We start from the raw sequence: 18,001 nt of genomic DNA, 5'->3' as shown, positions 1-18,001 counted from the left end.
TCGAGATGGAGGGCATTACAGCCTATCTTTCCAAGAGCTCTGACGGTCGGTGGCGCGTCACTAAGACGATCTCTCGAGGGAAGGGGTGTTGAACGTTGGCCACCTCAATCGCGCTTTTCATGGGTGCAACGGCACCGATCATCCTTGCGCCCACTTCATCTCTCCCCGAGAAGCCGCTCCCACCGGTCAGCCAAGGCAACATTCGTGGCTACTGGTTTGGAGCCGAGCAAGACGGAAGACCAGGCCGCTCCAGTGGCCAACCTCGATCACCGGCCGATGGGAAACCCGCCTCAGAGGGCGATGAGGAGGAATCGATCGGGCCCCATGAGTGCAAAACCGTGGGTGACAACGTTCAGGTCTGCCGCCCTGTCCCTGATGGGAAAAGCGGTTCTGGTCCGTCACCCGCAGACCTTGCGATTACAGAATGGGCGCGATTGCCGGTCCCGGCTCCGCGTGTGCGTACGGCTCCGCCACGACGGAACGCCGGACTAGTAGGGCTGCCGGAGTGGTTCTGGGCGGTGAACTGGCGGTCGTTGAGCGGGCGAGCATCGGCTGGCGCTGTGTGGGCCAGGGTGAACGCCCTCCCGCAGCGAATGACTATCGAGCCGGGTGACGGCTCGCACCCCGTCGAGTGTGCGGGGCCGGGCGCGACGTATGACCGATCCAAGCCTGCGGTCTCGCAACGTACGCGGTGCTCGCATACCTATGCGCGGTCGTCAGCCACTCAGTCGCGGGGCGCTTATCGGGTGCGGGTGACGGTCGTGTGGGGCGGGACGTGGACGGGCTCGGACGGGTCCGGCGGGGTGTTGCCGCCGCGGAGCCGCTCAGCGAGTTTCCAGTTGCGCATCGCCGAAGCCCAAGGCTTGTACGGATGAGGAGCGACATGTCGTCGAGCAGCAGGACGCGGTCGAGGCTGGGCCTGTCGCCGTCCGCCTCGTCGGGACGAGGGGACGTCGACGGCGGTGCGGGGAGGCGGTTGGCGCGCCAGCGGCGGCCGGGGTGGATCGCGGCCGGGCTGATGCTCGTTGCGCTGGCCGTCTTGACGAACGTGTATCTGTTTCGTTCGTCAAGTGATCGGGTGTCAGTGGTCCGGCTGGCGCGCGACGTCCCGGTCGGGCAGCAGCTCGTGCGTGCCGACGTCGATATCGCCTGGGTGGCGTTCGACGCGGCAGTGGCGACGGTCCCGGGTCGTCAATTGACGCAGGTCATGGGGAAGCGCGCGACGGTCGGGCTGTACAAGGGGACGTTGCTGGCGGCGACTCAGCTGACGGCGCAAGCGTCCCCGGGGCGAGGGCAGGCATTGGTGCCCGTCCCGCTCAAGGCCAGCGCGATGCCGCCGGGGCTGGCGCCTGGGTGGCGTGTACGCGTGGTGTTCACCTCGGACGCTCCAAGCCGGGAAGCCGTAGCTGACGCCGGGTCGGCTCGCGCTTCTGTGCCCGCGCCGGATGACGTCCCGGCGGTCGTCGACCAGGTGAGCGAGCCGGACGCCGACGGGCTCGTGACGGTGTCCTTGCTGACGTCCGAGACGGACAGCAGCGCGGTGGCACGTGAGGCGGCGGCCGAGCAGGTCGTGCTCGTGGTGAGCGAAAGGCGAGGCTGAGCATGGCGCTGTACTGCCTGGTTTCGGCCGGTGGGTCGCCGGGAGTGACGACGACTGCGCTTGGCCTCGCTCTGGCCTGGCCCGGCAAGGTGCTGCTGGCCGAATGCGATCCGATGGGCCGCCGGGTACTGCCCGGCTACATGGCCGATCGGCTAGAGGGATCGGCGGGGCCTGGCTTGCTCGGTCTGGCGACTTCGGCTCGTGCCGAGCCGGAAGGTTCGTTGTCCTTGGAGGACTACGTCTTTCCGATCGCCGACGACGGCCCTGTCGGGTTGCTGCATGGTGTCCGGGATCCTCGGAACGCATCGCAGCTCGTAGCGCTCTGGCCTCTGCTGGTCCAAGCGCTGACGGCTCGTGACGGGGATGCGATTGCCGATCTAGGGCGTGTAGGAGGTGCGGAGACGCCCGTCCCCCTTCTAGCGGCCGCCGACGTGGTGGTCGTGGTACTCAAGCCCACGCTCGTTCAGGTCGACGCGGTGAGACCGCGCCTGGATGTTGTGCGGGCCCTCGTAGCTGACCAGGCGTTGGTCGGGTTGTGCGTGGTCGAGGACGGGCCCTACCGCACGGTCGAGATGGAGCGTGCGCTGAAGGTCCCCGTGCTGGCTGAGTTGCCGCATTCAACGTCCGATGCGCGGGTGCTTTCGGATGGTGCGCGCCCGCGTCGAACGTTCCGCACGTGTCTGCTTATGCGTTCGCTCACTCGCCTGGCTACGCGGCTACGTGAAGTCGTCGGCCCTCCTCCTGCGCTCAGTTCCACCGCGGACGGTCCGTCTAACCCGGTCGGGCAGACGTTGGCGGGCGAGCCGATATGTCCCGAGCCGACGAGGAGCCGCTCGTGACCAGACCAACTTGGAGATCGTCGGCATCTTCGGCGGTCGCCTTCACGGGCGACGTGCCGACATCGGCCTTCCAAGCGCCCGCGATCGACCTTTGGTCCGCCGTGCGCGAGGTGTCGGCGCAGTTGGTGGACGCGCTTACCGACACCGTGGACCGAGTTCGAGCGCGGCAGCTGATCGAGGCACAGGTGGAGGTCTGGGCTCACGAGCAGATGTCGGCCGGACGCACGGTCGACGTCGAGCTTCAGCAGCAGGTAGCGCGGCTGGTGTTCGATCGCCGATTCGGGCTGGGTCCGCTACAGCCGTACGTGGAGCGCGCGGACGTGGAGAACATCGTCGTCAACGGCTGCGGAGAAACATGGGTGACCTACAGCAGCGGGGTGAAAGAGGCAGGTCCGGCGGTCGCCGAGACCGACGACGACCTCATCGAATGGGTGCAATTGCTGGCGCGACGCGGCAACACCGGCCGGGAGTTCTCGCACGCCTCGCCACTGCTCGACGTCGCATTGCCAGGTGGTGTAAGGCTGGCGGTCGTGGGGTGGGTGTCTCGGCGCCCGCATCTGGCAATCCGGGTGCACCGGCTCGTCGACATCACCCTGGAACAGCTCGTCGCCCGCAGAACTGTGTCGCCGTCGTTGGAACGGTTCTTGTCAGCGGCGGTGCGGGCGCGGCGGAACATCATCGTCTGCGGAGAGGTCAACACCGGTAAGACGACGCTGGTCCGTGCATTGGCGGGTGAGATCCCCGCGGCAGAGCGGTTGATCACGCTGGAGAGCGACTTCGAGCTGTTCCTGGACGACCCGGACCTGGCGCATCGACACCCGGACGTGGTCGCGATGGAGGCGCGCCAGGCCAACGCCGAGCGCGCCGGGCAGGTGCGCCTGGAGGAACTGGTGCCGGCGTGCCTGCGGCTGAACCCCGATCGGGTGATCGTGGGCGAGGCACGACACGGTGAGCTGGCACCGATGCTGGAGGTGATGTACTCGGGAGCGCGTGGATCGATGTGCACCCTGCACGTTCATCGTCCTGAGCACGTGTTCAACCGGGTGGTACAGCTCGGCCACCGCGCCGATCTGGGGCTGTCGCCCGAAGACTTGCATCTGATGTTCGGACTGGCAGAGCCACTGGTGGTGTATCTGCGGCGGGACCCGGCCAACAACGACCGGTTCGTATCGCAGGTCATGGAGGTCGGCCCGCCTGCCGACTCTTCCGAGCCGACTCGCAACCAGATCTTCGTCCCCGGCGACGACGGCCGTGCCACCCCTTCGGGTGGGCACGTCAGTGCCGCGCTGCTGGACGAGCTGGCCGAGCACGGGTTCGACCCGGATCTGCTGGCTGCCGAGCCCACCGTGAAGGGCGGTGGCTGGTCGTGATGGGACTTCTGGCCGCGTTCACCGGCCTAGGCGGCGCTGTGGGCTTCCTCGCGCTCGCCGTCGGCGTCCGGGGCACTGATCCGACGGTCAAGGCGGTGCGTCCGCCGTCGCGGCTTCGGCTGCTGGTGCGCTCGTTGACGTGGCCCGGACGGCGGAACCGCCTGCTGGCGGGGCTCGGTGCCGCTTTGACGGTGTTGCTGCTGACCAGTTGGCCCGTGGCCGCCCTGGCGGTCGCCGCCGGGGTGTACGCGTTGCCGCCGATGCTGTCGGGACGGACACCGCAGCGGCGGATCGCGCGGTTGGAAGCGCTGGCGCAGTGGTCGCGGCGGCTGGCGGAAATGATCGGCGCCAGCCGCGGTCTGGAACAAGCCTTGGCCGACAGCCTTCGCGTCGCTCCCGCCCCCATCCGCGCCCAGGTCGACGTGCTGGCGGGACGGTTGAACAACCACGCGGGGACCGAGCAGGCAATGCGCGCGTTCGCCGACGAGCTCGACGACCCGATCGGCGACCTGATCGCCTGCTCGCTACTCCTGGCGGCCCGCCGCCGAGGTCCCGGCACCCGCGAGGCGCTGGGCCTGCTCGCCGACGCGGTCGAGCATGAGGTCATCGTCCGCCGCGACGTGGAGGCCGAACGAGCCAGCTTGCGGACCACGTTGATCGTGATCGTGGCGTCCGTCGGCGCGTTGAGCCTGCTGTTCGCCAGCTCGCAGACACTCGCCGAGCCATATGGCACGCCGCTCGGGCAGATCGTCCTGGCCGTCGTCGCCGGAATCTACGCGGCGGGGTTGTGGTGGATGCAGCGACTCTCCGACCTATCGATCGGCACTCGCTTCCTACACACCCGCGATATCCGGACGGAGGTGTCACAGTGACCGCGATCGCTGCGCTGGCCGGGTGCCTGGGCGCGTTCGGAATCGTCCTCATCGTTCGGGATCTGCGTCCCGCGCCACCGCGGCTGGACGCGGCACTGGCCCGGATTCAGCCCACCCCAATGCTGTCCGCGATGTCCGGTGTCAAGGCGACGAGCGGCACCGAGAAACTTGGCCGGTGGCTTGCTGAGCACTTGGCCCGCCCGACCGGGATGCTCGCCGTTCCCCGCGCGGACCTGGCCTTGCTCGGACACACCGTCGAGCGGTTCATGCTCCAAAAGCTCGCGCTCTTCCTCGCCGGGCTCGCCGCACCCGCATTCGCCACGGCGCTCCTCACCCTGGCAGGCGGCTCGATGCCCTGGACGTTTCCTGCCCTGGCCGGATCGGCATTGGCCGTGGTGCTGGCGATGGTCCCGAACTACGGCGTCCGCTCGACCGCACGGCAACGCCGTCGCGATTTTCGGTACGCCTTCACCTCCTATCTCCAGCTCGTCGTCCTGGAACGGCAGGCAGGAGCCGCCCTGAACACCGCGCTGGAGGAGCCTACGAAGATCACCGACGGGTGGCCGTTCCAGCGCATTCACCGCGCGCTTTCCCGTGCCCGCCACGCCCAACAGCAGCCCTGGCATGTCCTGGCGGACCTCGGTGAGCAGATCAATGTGCCCGACCTTGTGGATCTGGCTCACTCCGCGCAGATCGCCGGTGCAGAGGGCGCGAAGATGCACGACGTCCTGATCGCCAAGATCGGCTCGATGCGTCACGAGGCGTCCGCCAACGCCCGCGCCGAGGCCAACGCCCGCACCACCGCGATGTGGGTGCCCACCTCACTGCTGATGCTCGGCTTCGTCATCCTGATCGGCTTCCCGTTCTTCTCCAAGCTCCTGGCGTCCGGCTGACGCCCCACGAAATCGGGGGATCATGAACACTCTCAACACCGTGGCGACGCACCTAGCGGTCGCCGTCCTCAACCGCATCTCCGCCGTGGACGTCCGGCGCGACCGAGGCTCGGGCGTGGTCGAGACGATCATCATCGTGGCCGGGTTCGCGGGTCTGGCCTTCGCCGTGTATGTGGCCGTCTCCGGAAAGGTGCACGGCTGGATCAACAAGATCCCCGGCTCCATCGGCCCATGATCCGTCCCAGTCTTCTCACCGCGCGAGACGCAGGCTCGGCCACCGTCACCACCGCGATCGTCTTCCCGGCCGTGGGGGTGCTGTTCTTAGTGTTGGTGCAGGCCGTGATGGTGTCGGTCGCCCGTGACGTCGCGCTGTCGGCCGCCGAAGAAGGGCTCCGCGTCGCCCGCGCCCACCACGGCACGGCAGCCCAGGGTCGGGCGGCCGCGACACGCTTCGCCCACGCCGAACCCGTCCTGCGAGAACCGGTGGTCACCGTGTCCGGTACTACGACGATCAACGTGCAGGTGACCGGGAGCGCTCCATCAATCCTGCCCGGCGTCACGATCGGGATCACTCGCACTGCTCGTGGCGTTCATGAGCGCTTCACCGTCGATACCCGCCGGTCCAATCCGAAAGGCGCGGTCCACCGTGGGTGAACTGAAGTCTGTTGGCCTGGGGACGCTTCGGCGCCAGCGCGCTATCCAAGCGGCCGTGAAGACTCGGGTCGGACGTTTAATGTCGCTCTCCGCGCGGGACGCGGGGAACGCGGCGGTTGAAGTCGCCATTCTTGCGCCGTTGCTCATCGCGTTCCTTGCCGGGTTGCTGGTGGCGATGCGGATCCAGCACGGCAGCGCGGTCGTGGCCCAAGCCGCTGCCGACGCTGCCCGGCAAGCCTCTATCGCTCGCTCAGCCGCGCAGGCTCAAGCGGACGCCACGTCCAGCGCGATGACCACGCTGCGGGACCGAGACCTGCACTGCATCCCGTCCGTCCGGCTCGATCTTTCCGGGTTCAACCGGCCCGTCGGGCAATCCGGGACCGTCGCCGCGAGTGTCTCCTGCACAATCCGGCTCTCCGATCTCGCACTGCCCGGCATGCCGGGCAGCCGCGCTGTCACCAAGACACGTCGGTCCCCGATCGACCCCTATCGGGGGAAAGCTCTCGGAATCGCGGATTGTGAACTGGTGGTCGCGCTGAACTGGGGGTGGGGGTCGTAATGGCCTCTCTTAGGGGCTCAGGTTTCCTGAACCGGTGCTCAGAGGGCGACGGGCAGGGTCTCGATCCAGCAGTGGGTGAAGTGTGGTTGAAGTTGTTGGCGGGCGTCTTCGGCGTCTTGTGGGGTGAGGAAGACGCCCGCGCCGGAAATCTCTGGGCCATCTGGTTCGTCCATTCGGGTCATGAGGACGTGGACGAGGCGGAATCGTTCTCGTCGTGCCGCTGCGGGCGATGCGATGGCGTTGATCAGGTCTTCGGTGGTGGCCTCGTTGAAGCCGGGATTGACTCCGCCCAGGGGCTGGGTGGGCCAGCGGGGGTCCCAGGGGCCAGCATTGTTGAAGAAGCTGCGCCGGGTGGGGCCGAGGATTCCCTCGTGCCAGCCGACGGCCATGCTGACGATGTAGCCGGTGGTGCCGCGGCTGTCGAGCAGGAAGACCCGATCGTCTACCGAGAGCGAATCGTCGGCGAGCGAGGCTTTGATCTGGGCCTCTTCGACGGCGGGGGCACGGCGGATGACGAGCCCGTGGAGGTCTGTTTCGACCTTGAGGGCGTCGACCGGCTTGAAGAGGATGTCGATCGTGGTCTCGTGGCTTCGGCCGAGCCCGTCGTCGCCCCAGTTGCTGCGAAGCAGCAACTGGCTGTGGCTGGCGGAGTAGGCCCACAGGGAGAAGCGGCGGTCACTGCGGAAGATCTCCGTCCCCGGCTCCATCTCATGCTCTTGGTTCAGCCACGTCCCGTCGGTCATGGGCTTGAGGATCTCGATCAAGTCGGGTTCTGGTCAACCGAGATGGGCCCTGATGGTCCGGCCGGCGAGGAGGCCGGGATGGTCCAGCGGCAGCAGAAACCGGGCGGCGGCCTGGACGCTGCGCCCCGACAGGACGACGGCAAACACACAGTGACCGTCATGGGCGCACGGGCACGCCCACATGGACGTAGGTGGCGCTCCGATGGCGGCAGCGTGAGCGTTCTCGCGGTCATCCTCACCGTGGTCGTGGTGATGTTCTTCGGCGCCGTCGTCGACTTCGAGCAGAAACTCGAGGTACGACAGGATGCCAACGCCGCCGCTCAGGAAGCCGCACGTGCCGGCGCAGGCCGCGTCGACCTCGACCGCGCCTACGCCCGCGGTGAATTCGTCATGGATGGCCAGTCCGCCATCCAGGCCGCGCGCGCCTACCTGCGAAGCGGCCGTTACACCGGCACCGTGACCGCGTCCGGCACGCACGCGATCCGCGTCCGGGTCTCCATCGACCGTCCCTCACTGTTCCTGCAGGTCATCGGGATCGCCAGTTTGCACGCCGACGCCACCGCCACCGCGAACCTCACCACCGGAGTGCGAGGAGCTCGCCAGCCATGACCCGCTCCACCCGATCGCGCACCGTCGAAGTTTTGCGAGGAGTCTGCGCCCTGCTGGTGTTCGCCATCCTGCTGGTGGGAGTGCCGGTCGGTCTGTACGCCGTGGCGGGAAATCCCCTGCCTCACCGGGACGTGTCCTGGGATCGCCTCAGCGCCACCTTGATGCAGCCGGATACCGATCACCGCCTGTTTCTGGCCGGGATGGGGCTTCTCGGCTGGCTGGCCTGGGGGCTGTTCACCGCTGTGACCTGCACCGAAACGATCAGCTACCTGGCCGGGCGATCCGCTCCCCGCCTGCCGCGTCCAGTCGGGCCCCTCCAACTCTTGGCCCGCGACCTGGTCGCCACCGCAACCCTCGCCTTCAGCGCCACCGCAACCCTGACCGCGCCCGCCTCTGCCACCGTCCACGTCACGGCTGAGGCGCAGCCGCTCCCTCCCCAGCAGCCACCATCCCGGCAGGACGCGTCCGCGGCCCCGAGGCCGCACTGGGAGCCGCTGCTCGGTGATGAAACGCCGCACAACACCGCTTCGGAACGGGAGGCTTGGCGGACGCGCATTATCCGGCGCGGCGACACCCTGTGGAACCTGGCCCGCCGCGCCTACGGCTCCGGTGACCACTATCCAAGGATCTTCAAAGCCAGCCGTGACCTCGATCAGCCCAAGGGAATTTCGAGCCTCACCGACCCCGATGAACTCCATCCCGGTCAGCGCGTCCGAATCCCTCGAGTTCGGGCCACCAACCCAACTCCTCCACCAGCACCCACAAGCCACTCCTCGAACGCTGAAGCCCCCTCGACAACTGAGCCGGAGCCCAGCCACGCGAAGCAGGTGCCGGATCCCGTCGTCGCACCACCAGTGGAGAACCCATCCTCCAACGGATCACCGCCCACACCGCACCACGCAGCCGAGGACCAGCCGTCGCCAGGAGTCACCCTGCCGTCCGGCTCCTACATCGGCCTTGGCCTTGCCGCAGTCCTCAGCCTCGCCGTTGCCGCCACCCGGCTACACCGCCGTCGCCAGGGCTGTAGCACGGACAGGGGGGACGTCCCCGCCGACGTCGCCGCGCCGCCGCCAGAGCCCGTTGCCAAGGCCCGCAAAGCTCACCTGGACCGCGACTACGCCGACCGCGACATTCCTATCCCGTCTGACATCGATGTCGTCGCCCAGGACCGCGCCGTCCCCAGCCCAGACCAGATCACCGTAGGAGTCCGCGACAACAGGCCCATCGCCCTGCCACTATCCGGACTGGACCTGGGCCTGATCGGGGACGGTGCCCACGCCGTCGTCCGTGCGCTCACCACCGAACTGCTCGGGCGAGCTCCGCGCGACCGTGTCGAACTCCTTATTCCTCAGTCCGACATCCAAGCCGTCTTCCCTGGGAGCGACTTCACCGATCCGGCCAGCACGCTGCCCGGCTTGACCATCACCTCGACAGTGAGCGCAGCCATCACCCACCTGGAGGCAGAGCTCCTCCGCCGTGCCCGGCTCCTGGAAGCCACCGACCAGCCCGACCTGGCTGCCTTCCGTACCACTGACCCCGCCGAGCCCATCCCCACACTGCTTCTGGCTGCCGCCATACCCGAATCCGCCACCGCCGCTCTGCACGCCATCGCCCAACTCGGGCGCCGCTACAGCATCGGTGCGCTGGTCCTCGGCCCCTGCCCAACCGGCACCACCGTGCGCATCAGCGACGACGCCACCGTCACTGAAGCCCAGGGCCCACACGCAAACGACCTACGCGGCGTACACCTGTTCCACCTGACCGCCGACGATGCCGACAGCATGCTCTGCACCCTCCGCACCGCTACCGGTGCTACGGACACCGCCGAGGCGCCACCACCAACAAACAACGTCCCCGAAGACGAGTCCGACGACGCCGCCCCCAGCACCGACAGCGCCTTCGTCCCGCCATCTTGCCCCTCAGCTAAGGACCACTCCCGCCCCATCCGCCTTGAGACGCTCGGCCCAGTTCACCTTCACACCGCCGACGGCCCCATCACCACCGGCGTCCGCCGCAGCGCCCGTGACCTACTCGCCTACCTCGCCCTGCACCCCAACGGCATAACCCGTGACCAAGGCATCGAGGCTCTCTGGCCCGACCACAGCGCAGACAGCGGGATCACCGCGTTCAACACCGCCGTGGCCAACATCCGCAAGGTCCTGCGTACCGCCACGGGCCTTCGCGAACCAATGTTCGTCATCCACGCCACTGGCCGCTACCGCATCGACGCCGACCTCATCGACGTCGACCTTTGGCGCCTCACCACAACCCTGACCAACGCCCATCACGCAACCAACGACACGGACCGCATCGACGCGCTCCGCCTCGTCGGCGACCATTACACGGCCGAGTTCGCCGCCGATCTCACCTACGACTGGACCGAAGCCCACCGCGAATACCTTCGCCGCACCGTCATCGACGCCCTCGCCCGCCTCGCCCAACTCGTTCGCCAGGACCACCCCGACCAAGCGCTGACCGCGCTCGAACAGGCCATCCACCACGACCCGTACGCCGAACCGCTCTACCGCACCGTCATGCAATTCCAAGCCCAACTCGGCCACCTCGATGCCGCAGAGCGCACCTATCGGCTCTTGGCGACCCGCCTCACCGACCTCGACACCGAGCCCGACGAGCAAACCCACCGACTCCTCCTGGACCTTCAACGCCCCCGAGCCCCTGATCGCCTACCCCAGCGCTATTGACTCCCGACGCGCTTTCAATAAAGCCGCATCGGTTTTCCTCAAAGGGGTCCGGAGGAGAGCGCCCGTAGGTTGCTGACGACGGTATTGCTGGAGTAGTCCTCGATGCGCTGATCGAGTTCGATGGCGAGGGGTTGACGGGCGTAGCGGGGTGCCGTGAGTTCGGGCCGCAGTTGGCGCAGTCGGTTCAGGACGGCCTCGATGCGCCGATCCGGGGAGAGGGCTAGGACGGGAGCGAGGGCGTCGGCGGCGGCGTCGAGTTGGCCGTTGCGCAGCAGCACGGTCGCCAGCACGATGCTGGTGCCCGCAACGTATCCGTAGTAGTGGTCCTCTCCGGGTGCGGGACCAGCCTGGTAGAGCTCTGCGGCCTGCCGGAGTTCTTGGATAGCTTCAGCGCTGGTATTGGGCAGTTCAGCCAGGGTCGACCCGGCCAGGAAGTGCTGAGTAGCTCGGGAGAGCCCGAATTCGCCGCCGATCTCCAGGACCTCGTCATGATGGTCTGCGGCGCGTGCCTCGTGTGCGGCTGTGATCGCTGCGCGGGCGGTGTCCGCGTCGCCCAACCGGGCGGCCGCGCGGCCGTATTTGAGGTGGAGTTGGGCGGCGGCTTGGCCGGTGTTCAGATACTCCAGGCCGGATCGGGCGAGTTCGCGGGAGTGACGAGGCCGCGGCCAGTAGACGATTCCCGCCAGTTCCAGACGCAACTGGGCCATCAGGGGCCGGTGATCGATCCCGGTGGCGTACGCCCAGCCAGCCCGGACCAGTTCTTCGGCGGCGGCCGGTTGGCCCAGGCTGTTAGCGGAAGCCGCCATCAACACGTGTAGGACGCCAAGCAGGAAGTACAGCTCGGTCTGGTCCCGTGGCCACAACCGCCGGTCCAGAGCCACCCACATCCTGCGCCGCAACTGGCGGGCGTCCCGGAAGACCGTGAACGGCTCACCGGTCATGTGTTCGTGAGACAGTCGTACGACGTCGGCGCGCATCTGCTCCAGGGTGGCTGCGCCGATATCGCGACGTTCCGCGTGTTCGGCATGCTCGCTGCTCTCGTGCGCGGCCATCGCCACCACCTCGCGCCAACCGGATCGACCGTCGGTGTCTGGTTCGTCCCATTCACGGTATGCGGTGGCTGGCGGGCCCTGCACGTCGGACTTGTCATTGCTGCTCGGGCGCGTGCTGTCGCGGAGCATGTCACGATAGGCGCGTCGGTCGGTGTCGGGCATCCGCGCCAGGTCCACGGCATCGACCACCTGGTCCAGAGTGGTCTCCCACAGCTCTGCGAGCTGGGCTAGTACCCGCATGCTCGGCCGGTCAGAGCCGGTATCCGGCCACCGCTCGTATGCACTGATACGACTTTCCGACATCGGCGCACCGCCGGAGGGATCGAAACGCAGATTGTACTTCTGCGCGGTGATCGCCTGAGTCCAGCCATAGGCATAGCGCCACGCCCGCCGGGATCGCACGCCCCACCGCCACACCATCTCGTTCTTGATCGCTGGCGTCGGCATCCCAGCCGCCATCAACTCTTCCCGTAGCGCGTCTCGTTCTGCCCGGGTACTGCGATCAACGACCTGCCGTCCTACAGACCATCCGCCGGGCATTGGAGTAGGCCGCGCATTCTGGCTGAGTTTCACACGGCGTGGTCCCGTCATCGCCTGGTCCTTCCCCCACGAGCGGATGGGCCTTCCTATTACGCAGTTTCCAACGATGACACGCACCTCCCGAACCGGGCTGACATCTCGGCGTGTCCGTGGAAACACGCGGTCGTTGAGGAGTTCTTGCGGGTCGATGGGCGGTCGGCGTCCGTAGTTTTGGCCGGTCCTCCGCGTCTGCCTCGGGGGGTTGATCGAGCGTTGACTGTGCGCCATCACCGTTCGCTTCAACCGGAGATCGTCATGACACGCCCAATGGGCTGCGGGGCAACGACGTCCTCACGTGTGACCTCGGCCGGCACTCGCCATCAACTGCCTGCTCCAAAGGCACTTAGGGCGGGAGTGGTGTCGTGGTGATCGATGGCCTAAGTGCGGCGAGCGTGCGGGACCGGTCCCCCGCATCGGCTGCCCTTCCCCGGCCCTTAAAAGCGACCGTTGGGGCAGACAGGACGCTCCAGAAGCCCTTCACAGATTATGGGCCTCTGGGCCATATGGCCTCACTACCCGACCCTTCGCCCCTAGAGCGGCGCCTCCCCAATTCTCGGCCTAGTGGAGTGCGTCGGGGCTGGTCAGGGCGGGCCGCCCTCCCAGGCGGTGCTCTGAATGCGGGGAGGATGTATGGACAGCAATAGCCCTGGGCCCGAGCCCGTCGGCCTGCTGTGGGTTCGCGCTCCCGGAGTGGTTGAGGCCCTGCTCGCGGAAACAGAGCTGGTTCCGCCGAGGGCAGTGACGGCGTCGGCCTGGCCAGACAGTCCGACCTGGGATCAGGTCGACCTTTGCCACGGACTCTGCCGCGTCCAGGTGGGTGAGCAGTGAGCGCGGTTGCGGTGGTCCGGGATGTGGTCCAGGGCTGGATGCCGCGGGTGCGGTGTGTCGTGGCGGACTACGGCGGGGTTCTGGATTTGCGGCCCGGCGCGGACGTGGGCGATGTTCCGTCCGGCTACGAGGGTGTCCTCTACGAGGCCTTCGGCCACCAGCGACAGGCGGGTAAGTCGTTCCCGGTGGCGCCCATGGCGGCCGAGGCGATCCGCGCACTACGTCGGCTCGGGTTGGGTGTGCTGGTTGCCTCCAACACGTTGCCGGGCCAGTCCCGCGAGCCCGCGCTGACGGCGGCGGGCGTGCGGGATCTGCTAGGCGCGGTGCTGCACAGCGCCGAGCTCGGCGCGGCCAAACCCTCGGCCGAGTTCTTCGACGCGCTCGCCGCAGCAGCCGGATCCAGGCCGAAGGAGATCTGCTACGTCGGCAACCGAGTGAGTCTCGACGTGCTCCCCGCCCTGGCGGCGGGGATGCGCGGAGTGCTCATCGCTCCGAGCTGGTCAGCCGCCCCGGACCCTGCGCGCACGGCCCGGGTACCGGACTGCGTCGCGGTGATCAGTCACGTGCGGCACCTGCCCGGCCTGTTCGCCCCGGTGACAGGAGCCGTCCGGTGATCACCGTCACGGCGGCCTACACGCTGCATGCCGACACCGCCGGGCGTGTGGAACGGTCGTCCGTGCTGGTGGCGCAGCCGGGCGTGGCGATGGTGCGGTACCTCCCCGCCCCCGGCTGGTCAGTCCTCGGCGGGAGCGTGCTCGTGGCGCCCGTCGGTAGAGGCGACAGCACGGTCCGTCGTCTTCCCCGTTGCTCTGGTCCCGCGATGAAGGCCCACTTCCTCAGGGTGAAGACCGCCATCAACTCCGCACCCGCCTCCTTGTCGACGTCCTCGCAGGTGGGTCCGCACCCTGCTACGACCTCACCGGTGGTGGCGGCGTCGAGGGCGCCGGGCGTGCCCGTGCTCGTGTCCACGGCCCATGGACAGCATCCGGCTGGGCTAGGCCGGCCCGTCCCGGTGACGGCCAGACCCAGGGCGGTAACTGGCTCATCGCGCCACCACCCCGCACCCGCCGCCGCGAGCGGACACGGAGCAGCCCAGCTAGAGCCGCGAGCCCGCGGCCACCCGAGCGTGGGAACTCCGGGCCCCCGCATCGGGGGTCTCCGGACATTGCGATCGAAGTCTCCTCGTCCCGCGCGTGGCCGCACCACGCGGGCCCGGCCTGCCGTTGTTTGGCCGCGTCGCCGCGCGGACCAGCGCCGTGGCCCCAAACGTTCGGCAACAAGTCCCAAGGAGTGTGAGCCGCTTCCAACAGATAGACCCGACCGTTCATCCACACCCACCGGCCTGGGCGGTCCACCTCCGAGGCAGAGCACCCCGTCCACGCCCTTTGGCAACCAAACCTCGAGACTAGAAACCCCGTAGATGACCAAGTCCCTTTTCCTGCGCGGCGCGGGCGTGTTAGCCGTGCTGTTCGGCCCCCACTTCGCCACAGCCCTCAATGCCTTCGCCGAACTGGCCGGTACCGACACCGACATCGGCTGGCCCGGTCTGCCAGGGCCGGTCAACGTCTCGGCCGTCAGCCTCACCGCCGCCGGGATCTGGCTGCTGATACGCGCCCGGCGCTGTTCGCAAGGCGGCGCGGTGTGGTGCGCGGCCGCCCTCGCCGTCGCTGGGGCGGTGCTGCTGCCGCTGGTCGGCCAGGCCGCCGACACTGCCGCAACGGTGCTGCTGACCGGTGCAGGTGCGTGGTTATGCTCCAGCATCGCCCGCGACGCCGGAATGCCGCTGTGGCGGGGCCGTCTGCCCAGCGAGATCGCAGGGCGCTGGGACACCGACGCGGTCGCGGCCTGCGCGGTCGTGCTGGCCGGGCACTCGGCCGCGATGATCTTGGATCCATGGTTCGCCCGGCTGGGCCCTGCCGTGACTGACCAGGCCGCGCAAGCCGACGTGACCGGCTTGCACAACCAGGTGCTGTTCGCCGTCCAAGCACTCGCCGCTGGGGTGCGGGAGGAGATCCCGCTTCTGGCGCTGCCCGTCGCGCTAATGCTCGGCACCCGCCGCCCGGCCTGGCAGATCCTCCTCACGGTCTGCGTGCTGCGCGCCCTTCCGCACGCATACCTCGGCGCCGCGGCCCTCTCGTCCGTCGCTTTCGCTGCGGCGGCCTGGTGGATGTATCGGGCCACGCGCAGGGTCGGCCCGATCATCGTCGGCCACACCCTGTTCAACGCCATTGCCATGTTCGGCGGCCCCGCTGGGTACGCAGCGCTGCTGACCGCGCCAGCCCTGGCCTGCGTGCTCCTTGCGAACGCGCCCAACGCCGCTCCCCGATGGTTCCGCAGATGGATCCGGGGCAGCCGGGATGGTTCACGAGTAGAGCCCAGCCCATGCCTGGCAGAAGGTGCCCCCCGATCACCGGCTTCGAGCCCAACGAGCCGCGCGGCCCTCTCCGAACCCAGAAACGGACACGAACAACAGTGATCAAGTTCAGTGAACACCCGGTCTCGGGCGTCGGAACCATCGGTGATGCCGGTCGGCTGGTGGACGCCCTAGCACGTGCTCACCAGGGGCCCGGCCGGCGGTAACACCTGGCTGCGGCGGTGCACCCGAAGAGGGCGCCGCCAGGGGCATGGCGGAGCGGGGGTTATCGGCTCCGCCCATAGCGCGGCTTCCGCTCCGCCACGCCTCTTCCAGATCCAACCAACTGTGAAACACCGACCGCGACCTGGCCGCCCGGGAGCGTGGAACGGCCGCATTGGGAGCATCACGTGACCATCAATAGCGAGCTGATCAGTGAGTCGCTGCGAATACGCCGCAGCGCTCACCAGTTCTTGGTCGGCTACGCGCCGCTTTGGTTCGCCTTGCAGGAGGAGTTCACCGGGCCGATGCTCGTGCCCCCATCGCTGCCCGTGGGGCCGGACGCCGAGCCGATGGAGCGCTCGGTGGCGCTCGCGGCAGACGAGGCCGAGCGGCTCGGGCACGCCGAACTGATCACCCTGGACCCTGGCGCCACCGTGGCCGCGACCTCCTATGGGGCTCGCCTTCAGGCCAGCGCCGCGGTGGATGCACTGGCAGGCCACGGGACGATCGCAGGGCATGGCATCGTCCCGCCCGCCACCGCAGGGTTTCTGCGCTGGGCAACACCGATCACCCGCGGCGCCGACGAAGCACCGATCACTGGCGTGCACTGGGGCCGCGTCACCACCCCGGAAACCTCCGGAGTGTGGCTGGCGTTCTGGGGCGATCTGTCCGGCCTGTTCGTGCGTGGACTTGCCGACATCGCGGCACCGCACTGGTTCACCCCGCAACTCGCCAACGACATGCTGACCGAGCATCTCCCGATCTACTACGACGAGTCATTCTTCCTGCAAGAGCGCGACATGCCGCTAGGTCCCGGCGCCACGCCCGACCCGGCCCCCGCCACGTTCCCGTTCACGATGCTGCGTTTTCTGCCGCTCACCACGCTGCCCGCCGAGCTGCCCGCCGACCGGCTCGATCCCGATCCCACCCTGGCCTACATCGTCCTGGCGTCGTGGGCGATGCTCACCCCCGACCCAGACGAGCCGACCCGGCCGCCGCACCTTGCCCGGCTCCCCGTCTCCGCGCAGGAGGCCGAGGCCGACCGGCAGGCCGGGCTACCGCCCGCACGCCACGTCACGGTGGTCAGCGCCCCCACCCTCCGGACCACCGATCCCCTCCCCGAGGGGGTGGACGATGACCTCAACCACCTACGCATGCGGATCGTCGCTCTCGTCGCCCCCGATGCACCCGACGGCCCCTCGCCCGATGAAGTAATCGCTGATCTGTTGGGCCGGTATGAGCCCGAGGTGGCGATGATGGCCTCCTACCACGCCAGCCAGCAGGTGCTGCACGCGCTGACCGTCAAAACCGGCACCACTCACAAGAAGGCCCTCACCCAGATCCTGAGGACTTTTGCACCCGGCACGGGCAAGCCTTTCGACGACCGGGCATGGCCCGCGCTGCGACACCTCCTGCTAGCGCAGCACCAAGAACCGACACTGCCGCCCCCCGAAATCGCCCCAGCCGATCTGCTTTGGGCGCTGGGGACCTTCCAGGCATGCGCGCTCATGCGCTTGGCAGGAAACGAGCACCGCAGCGACCGCTCCAAACACAAGCCAGCGACCCGGCCGCCCACCAAACGCGCCAGGAAGAAACGGCGTTGATCAGCCACCGAACCCACAGTCAACAACCGGAACACGAAAGTGAACACCTAAGCATCGCCTCACACCCGCTCAGCCTCCACCCCGCGCGCTATCAACTCGCGGCCGCAATGTCACCGACGACCAGATCGCACAATTGCCGACCCTGGTACGCCGACGACCAGCTCCCGGTGCGCGAGTGCAGCTAGGACCTCGGTCTCAAACCGGGCCCCGTGCGCAAGGCCACCCGCACAAGGCGGTCGAGGTCCTGGACGTCGGGCTCGTTCTGCACCAGAAGCCAGACCCCGGTCCCCCGTCCAAGGCGCTGCCGCACTACCTATACGCCGCAGTGCACCAAAGCGCCGTACGCTTCGACGCCGCCGACGCATCCCTCCCTCGCGCCCACCAAGGCCGCTAGACCGAAGCCGCCGACACCCTGGCCGCGCACCGCAGCATCGGCACCCGCCTCCTCGACAAACGCCAAAACAAGATCATGTCATTGCTCGAGCACGGCCTCACCCAACAGCCCACCCAGACGATCGAATC

The 18,001-nt window shown here is 68.2% G+C and carries 15 protein-coding genes; 13 read left to right on the top strand and 2 right to left on the bottom strand.

Annotation, left to right across the window (positions count from 1 at the left end; translation table 11 throughout):
- Window positions 1-883 precede the first annotated feature (883 nt).
- From ACH01S_RS25155 to ACH01S_RS25120, 8 genes are read left to right on the top strand one after another with little or no spacing between them, the layout of a single operon-like run.
- On the top strand, window positions 884-1,600 hold the full coding sequence (locus tag ACH01S_RS25155) for an SAF domain-containing protein (protein WP_148344479.1): 717 nt from the start codon (window positions 884-886) through the stop codon (window positions 1,598-1,600).
- A 2-nt stretch (window positions 1,601-1,602) separates the two neighbouring features.
- Complete coding sequence (locus tag ACH01S_RS25150) at window positions 1,603-2,439, top strand: hypothetical protein (protein ID WP_067896265.1); 837 nt, start codon at window positions 1,603-1,605, stop codon at window positions 2,437-2,439.
- Window positions 2,436-3,809, top strand: a complete 1,374-nt coding sequence (locus tag ACH01S_RS25145; protein WP_169809349.1) for a TadA family conjugal transfer-associated ATPase — start codon at window positions 2,436-2,438, stop codon at window positions 3,807-3,809. Before ACH01S_RS25150 ends, ACH01S_RS25145 begins: the two co-directional genes overlap by 4 nt.
- Complete coding sequence (locus ACH01S_RS25140) at window positions 3,809-4,681, top strand: type II secretion system F family protein (protein WP_067896302.1); 873 nt, start codon at window positions 3,809-3,811, stop codon at window positions 4,679-4,681. The genes ACH01S_RS25145 and ACH01S_RS25140 overlap by 1 nt, the downstream gene beginning before the upstream one ends.
- On the top strand, window positions 4,678-5,574 hold the full coding sequence (locus tag ACH01S_RS25135; protein ID WP_067896262.1) for a type II secretion system F family protein: 897 nt from the start codon (window positions 4,678-4,680) through the stop codon (window positions 5,572-5,574). Before ACH01S_RS25140 ends, ACH01S_RS25135 begins: the two co-directional genes overlap by 4 nt.
- A 40-nt stretch (window positions 5,575-5,614) precedes the next feature.
- The gene (locus ACH01S_RS25130) at window positions 5,615-5,809 is read left to right on the top strand and encodes a hypothetical protein (RefSeq protein WP_157406308.1); all 195 of its coding nucleotides are present in this window, start codon (window positions 5,615-5,617) and stop codon (window positions 5,807-5,809) included.
- Entirely contained in the window at window positions 5,806-6,228 is a 423-nt protein-coding gene (locus tag ACH01S_RS43825; protein ID WP_148344480.1) for a pilus assembly protein, read from the top strand. Before ACH01S_RS25130 ends, ACH01S_RS43825 begins: the two co-directional genes overlap by 4 nt.
- Entirely contained in the window at window positions 6,221-6,787 is a 567-nt protein-coding gene (locus ACH01S_RS25120; RefSeq protein ID WP_218010386.1) for a TadE/TadG family type IV pilus assembly protein, read from the top strand. The genes ACH01S_RS43825 and ACH01S_RS25120 overlap by 8 nt, the downstream gene beginning before the upstream one ends.
- A gap of 38 nt (window positions 6,788-6,825) precedes the next feature.
- Here ACH01S_RS25120 and ACH01S_RS44600 read toward each other — a convergent pair whose 3' ends face one another.
- Window positions 6,826-7,551, bottom strand: a complete 726-nt coding sequence (locus ACH01S_RS44600; RefSeq protein WP_067896255.1) for a hypothetical protein — start codon at window positions 7,549-7,551, stop codon at window positions 6,826-6,828.
- A 57-nt stretch (window positions 7,552-7,608) separates the two neighbouring features.
- Between ACH01S_RS44600 and ACH01S_RS44595 the strand changes: the two genes are divergently transcribed.
- Together ACH01S_RS44595 and ACH01S_RS25105 are read left to right on the top strand one after the other, a co-directional pair.
- Window positions 7,609-8,139 carry a pilus assembly protein TadG-related protein gene (locus tag ACH01S_RS44595; protein WP_169809347.1) on the top strand — a complete coding sequence of 177 codons (531 nt, stop codon included), beginning with the start codon at window positions 7,609-7,611 and terminating at the stop codon, window positions 8,137-8,139.
- The gene (locus ACH01S_RS25105; protein WP_148344482.1) at window positions 8,136-10,841 is read left to right on the top strand and encodes an AfsR/SARP family transcriptional regulator; all 2,706 of its coding nucleotides are present in this window, start codon (window positions 8,136-8,138) and stop codon (window positions 10,839-10,841) included. The genes ACH01S_RS44595 and ACH01S_RS25105 overlap by 4 nt, the downstream gene beginning before the upstream one ends.
- Window positions 10,842-10,879: 38 nt before the next feature.
- Here the strand turns inward: ACH01S_RS25105 and ACH01S_RS25100 are convergent, their stop codons facing one another.
- Window positions 10,880-12,340, bottom strand: a complete 1,461-nt coding sequence (locus ACH01S_RS25100; protein ID WP_067896246.1) for a hypothetical protein — start codon at window positions 12,338-12,340, stop codon at window positions 10,880-10,882.
- A 956-nt stretch (window positions 12,341-13,296) separates the two neighbouring features.
- Between ACH01S_RS25100 and ACH01S_RS25095 the strand changes: the two genes are divergently transcribed.
- From ACH01S_RS25095 to ACH01S_RS43820, 3 genes are all read left to right on the top strand, one after another.
- On the top strand, window positions 13,297-13,914 hold the full coding sequence (locus ACH01S_RS25095) for an HAD family hydrolase (protein WP_067896244.1): 618 nt from the start codon (window positions 13,297-13,299) through the stop codon (window positions 13,912-13,914).
- Between the two features lie 806 nt (window positions 13,915-14,720).
- A complete protein-coding gene (locus tag ACH01S_RS25085) occupies window positions 14,721-15,776 on the top strand; it encodes a CPBP family intramembrane glutamic endopeptidase (protein WP_067896238.1) in 1,056 nt (351 codons plus the stop codon).
- A gap of 287 nt (window positions 15,777-16,063) precedes the next feature.
- Window positions 16,064-17,479 (top strand): hypothetical protein, encoded by a 1,416-nt coding sequence (locus tag ACH01S_RS43820; protein WP_067896235.1) that lies wholly within the window; start codon window positions 16,064-16,066, stop codon window positions 17,477-17,479.
- Window positions 17,480-18,001: the final 522 nt, after the last annotated feature.

This window comes from Actinomadura chibensis NBRC 106107 (assembly GCF_001552135.1).
Taxonomy (GTDB): Bacteria; Actinomycetota; Actinomycetes; order Streptosporangiales; family Streptosporangiaceae; genus Spirillospora; species Spirillospora chibensis.
This window is presented reverse-complemented; position numbering and strand designations above follow the sequence as displayed.

What these genes read in the sequence shown, in the direction of transcription:
- ACH01S_RS25155 (WP_148344479.1), top strand. Translation starts at nt 884, where the DNA reads ATGTCGTCGAGCAGCAGGACGCGGTCGAGGCTGGGCCTGTCGCCGTCC.
- ACH01S_RS25150 (WP_067896265.1), top strand. Translation starts at nt 1,603, where the DNA reads ATGGCGCTGTACTGCCTGGTTTCGGCCGGTGGGTCGCCGGGAGTGACG.
- ACH01S_RS25140 (WP_067896302.1), top strand. Translation starts at nt 3,809, where the DNA reads ATGGGACTTCTGGCCGCGTTCACCGGCCTAGGCGGCGCTGTGGGCTTC.
- ACH01S_RS43825 (WP_148344480.1), top strand. Translation starts at nt 5,806, where the DNA reads ATGATCCGTCCCAGTCTTCTCACCGCGCGAGACGCAGGCTCGGCCACC.
- ACH01S_RS44595 (WP_169809347.1), top strand. Translation starts at nt 7,609, where the DNA reads ATGGTCCAGCGGCAGCAGAAACCGGGCGGCGGCCTGGACGCTGCGCCC.
- ACH01S_RS25105 (WP_148344482.1), top strand. Translation starts at nt 8,136, where the DNA reads ATGACCCGCTCCACCCGATCGCGCACCGTCGAAGTTTTGCGAGGAGTC.
- ACH01S_RS25100 (WP_067896246.1), bottom strand. Translation starts at nt 12,340, where the DNA reads ATGCCGACGCCAGCGATCAAGAACGAGATGGTGTGGCGGTGGGGCGTG.
- ACH01S_RS25085 (WP_067896238.1), top strand. Translation starts at nt 14,721, where the DNA reads ATGACCAAGTCCCTTTTCCTGCGCGGCGCGGGCGTGTTAGCCGTGCTG.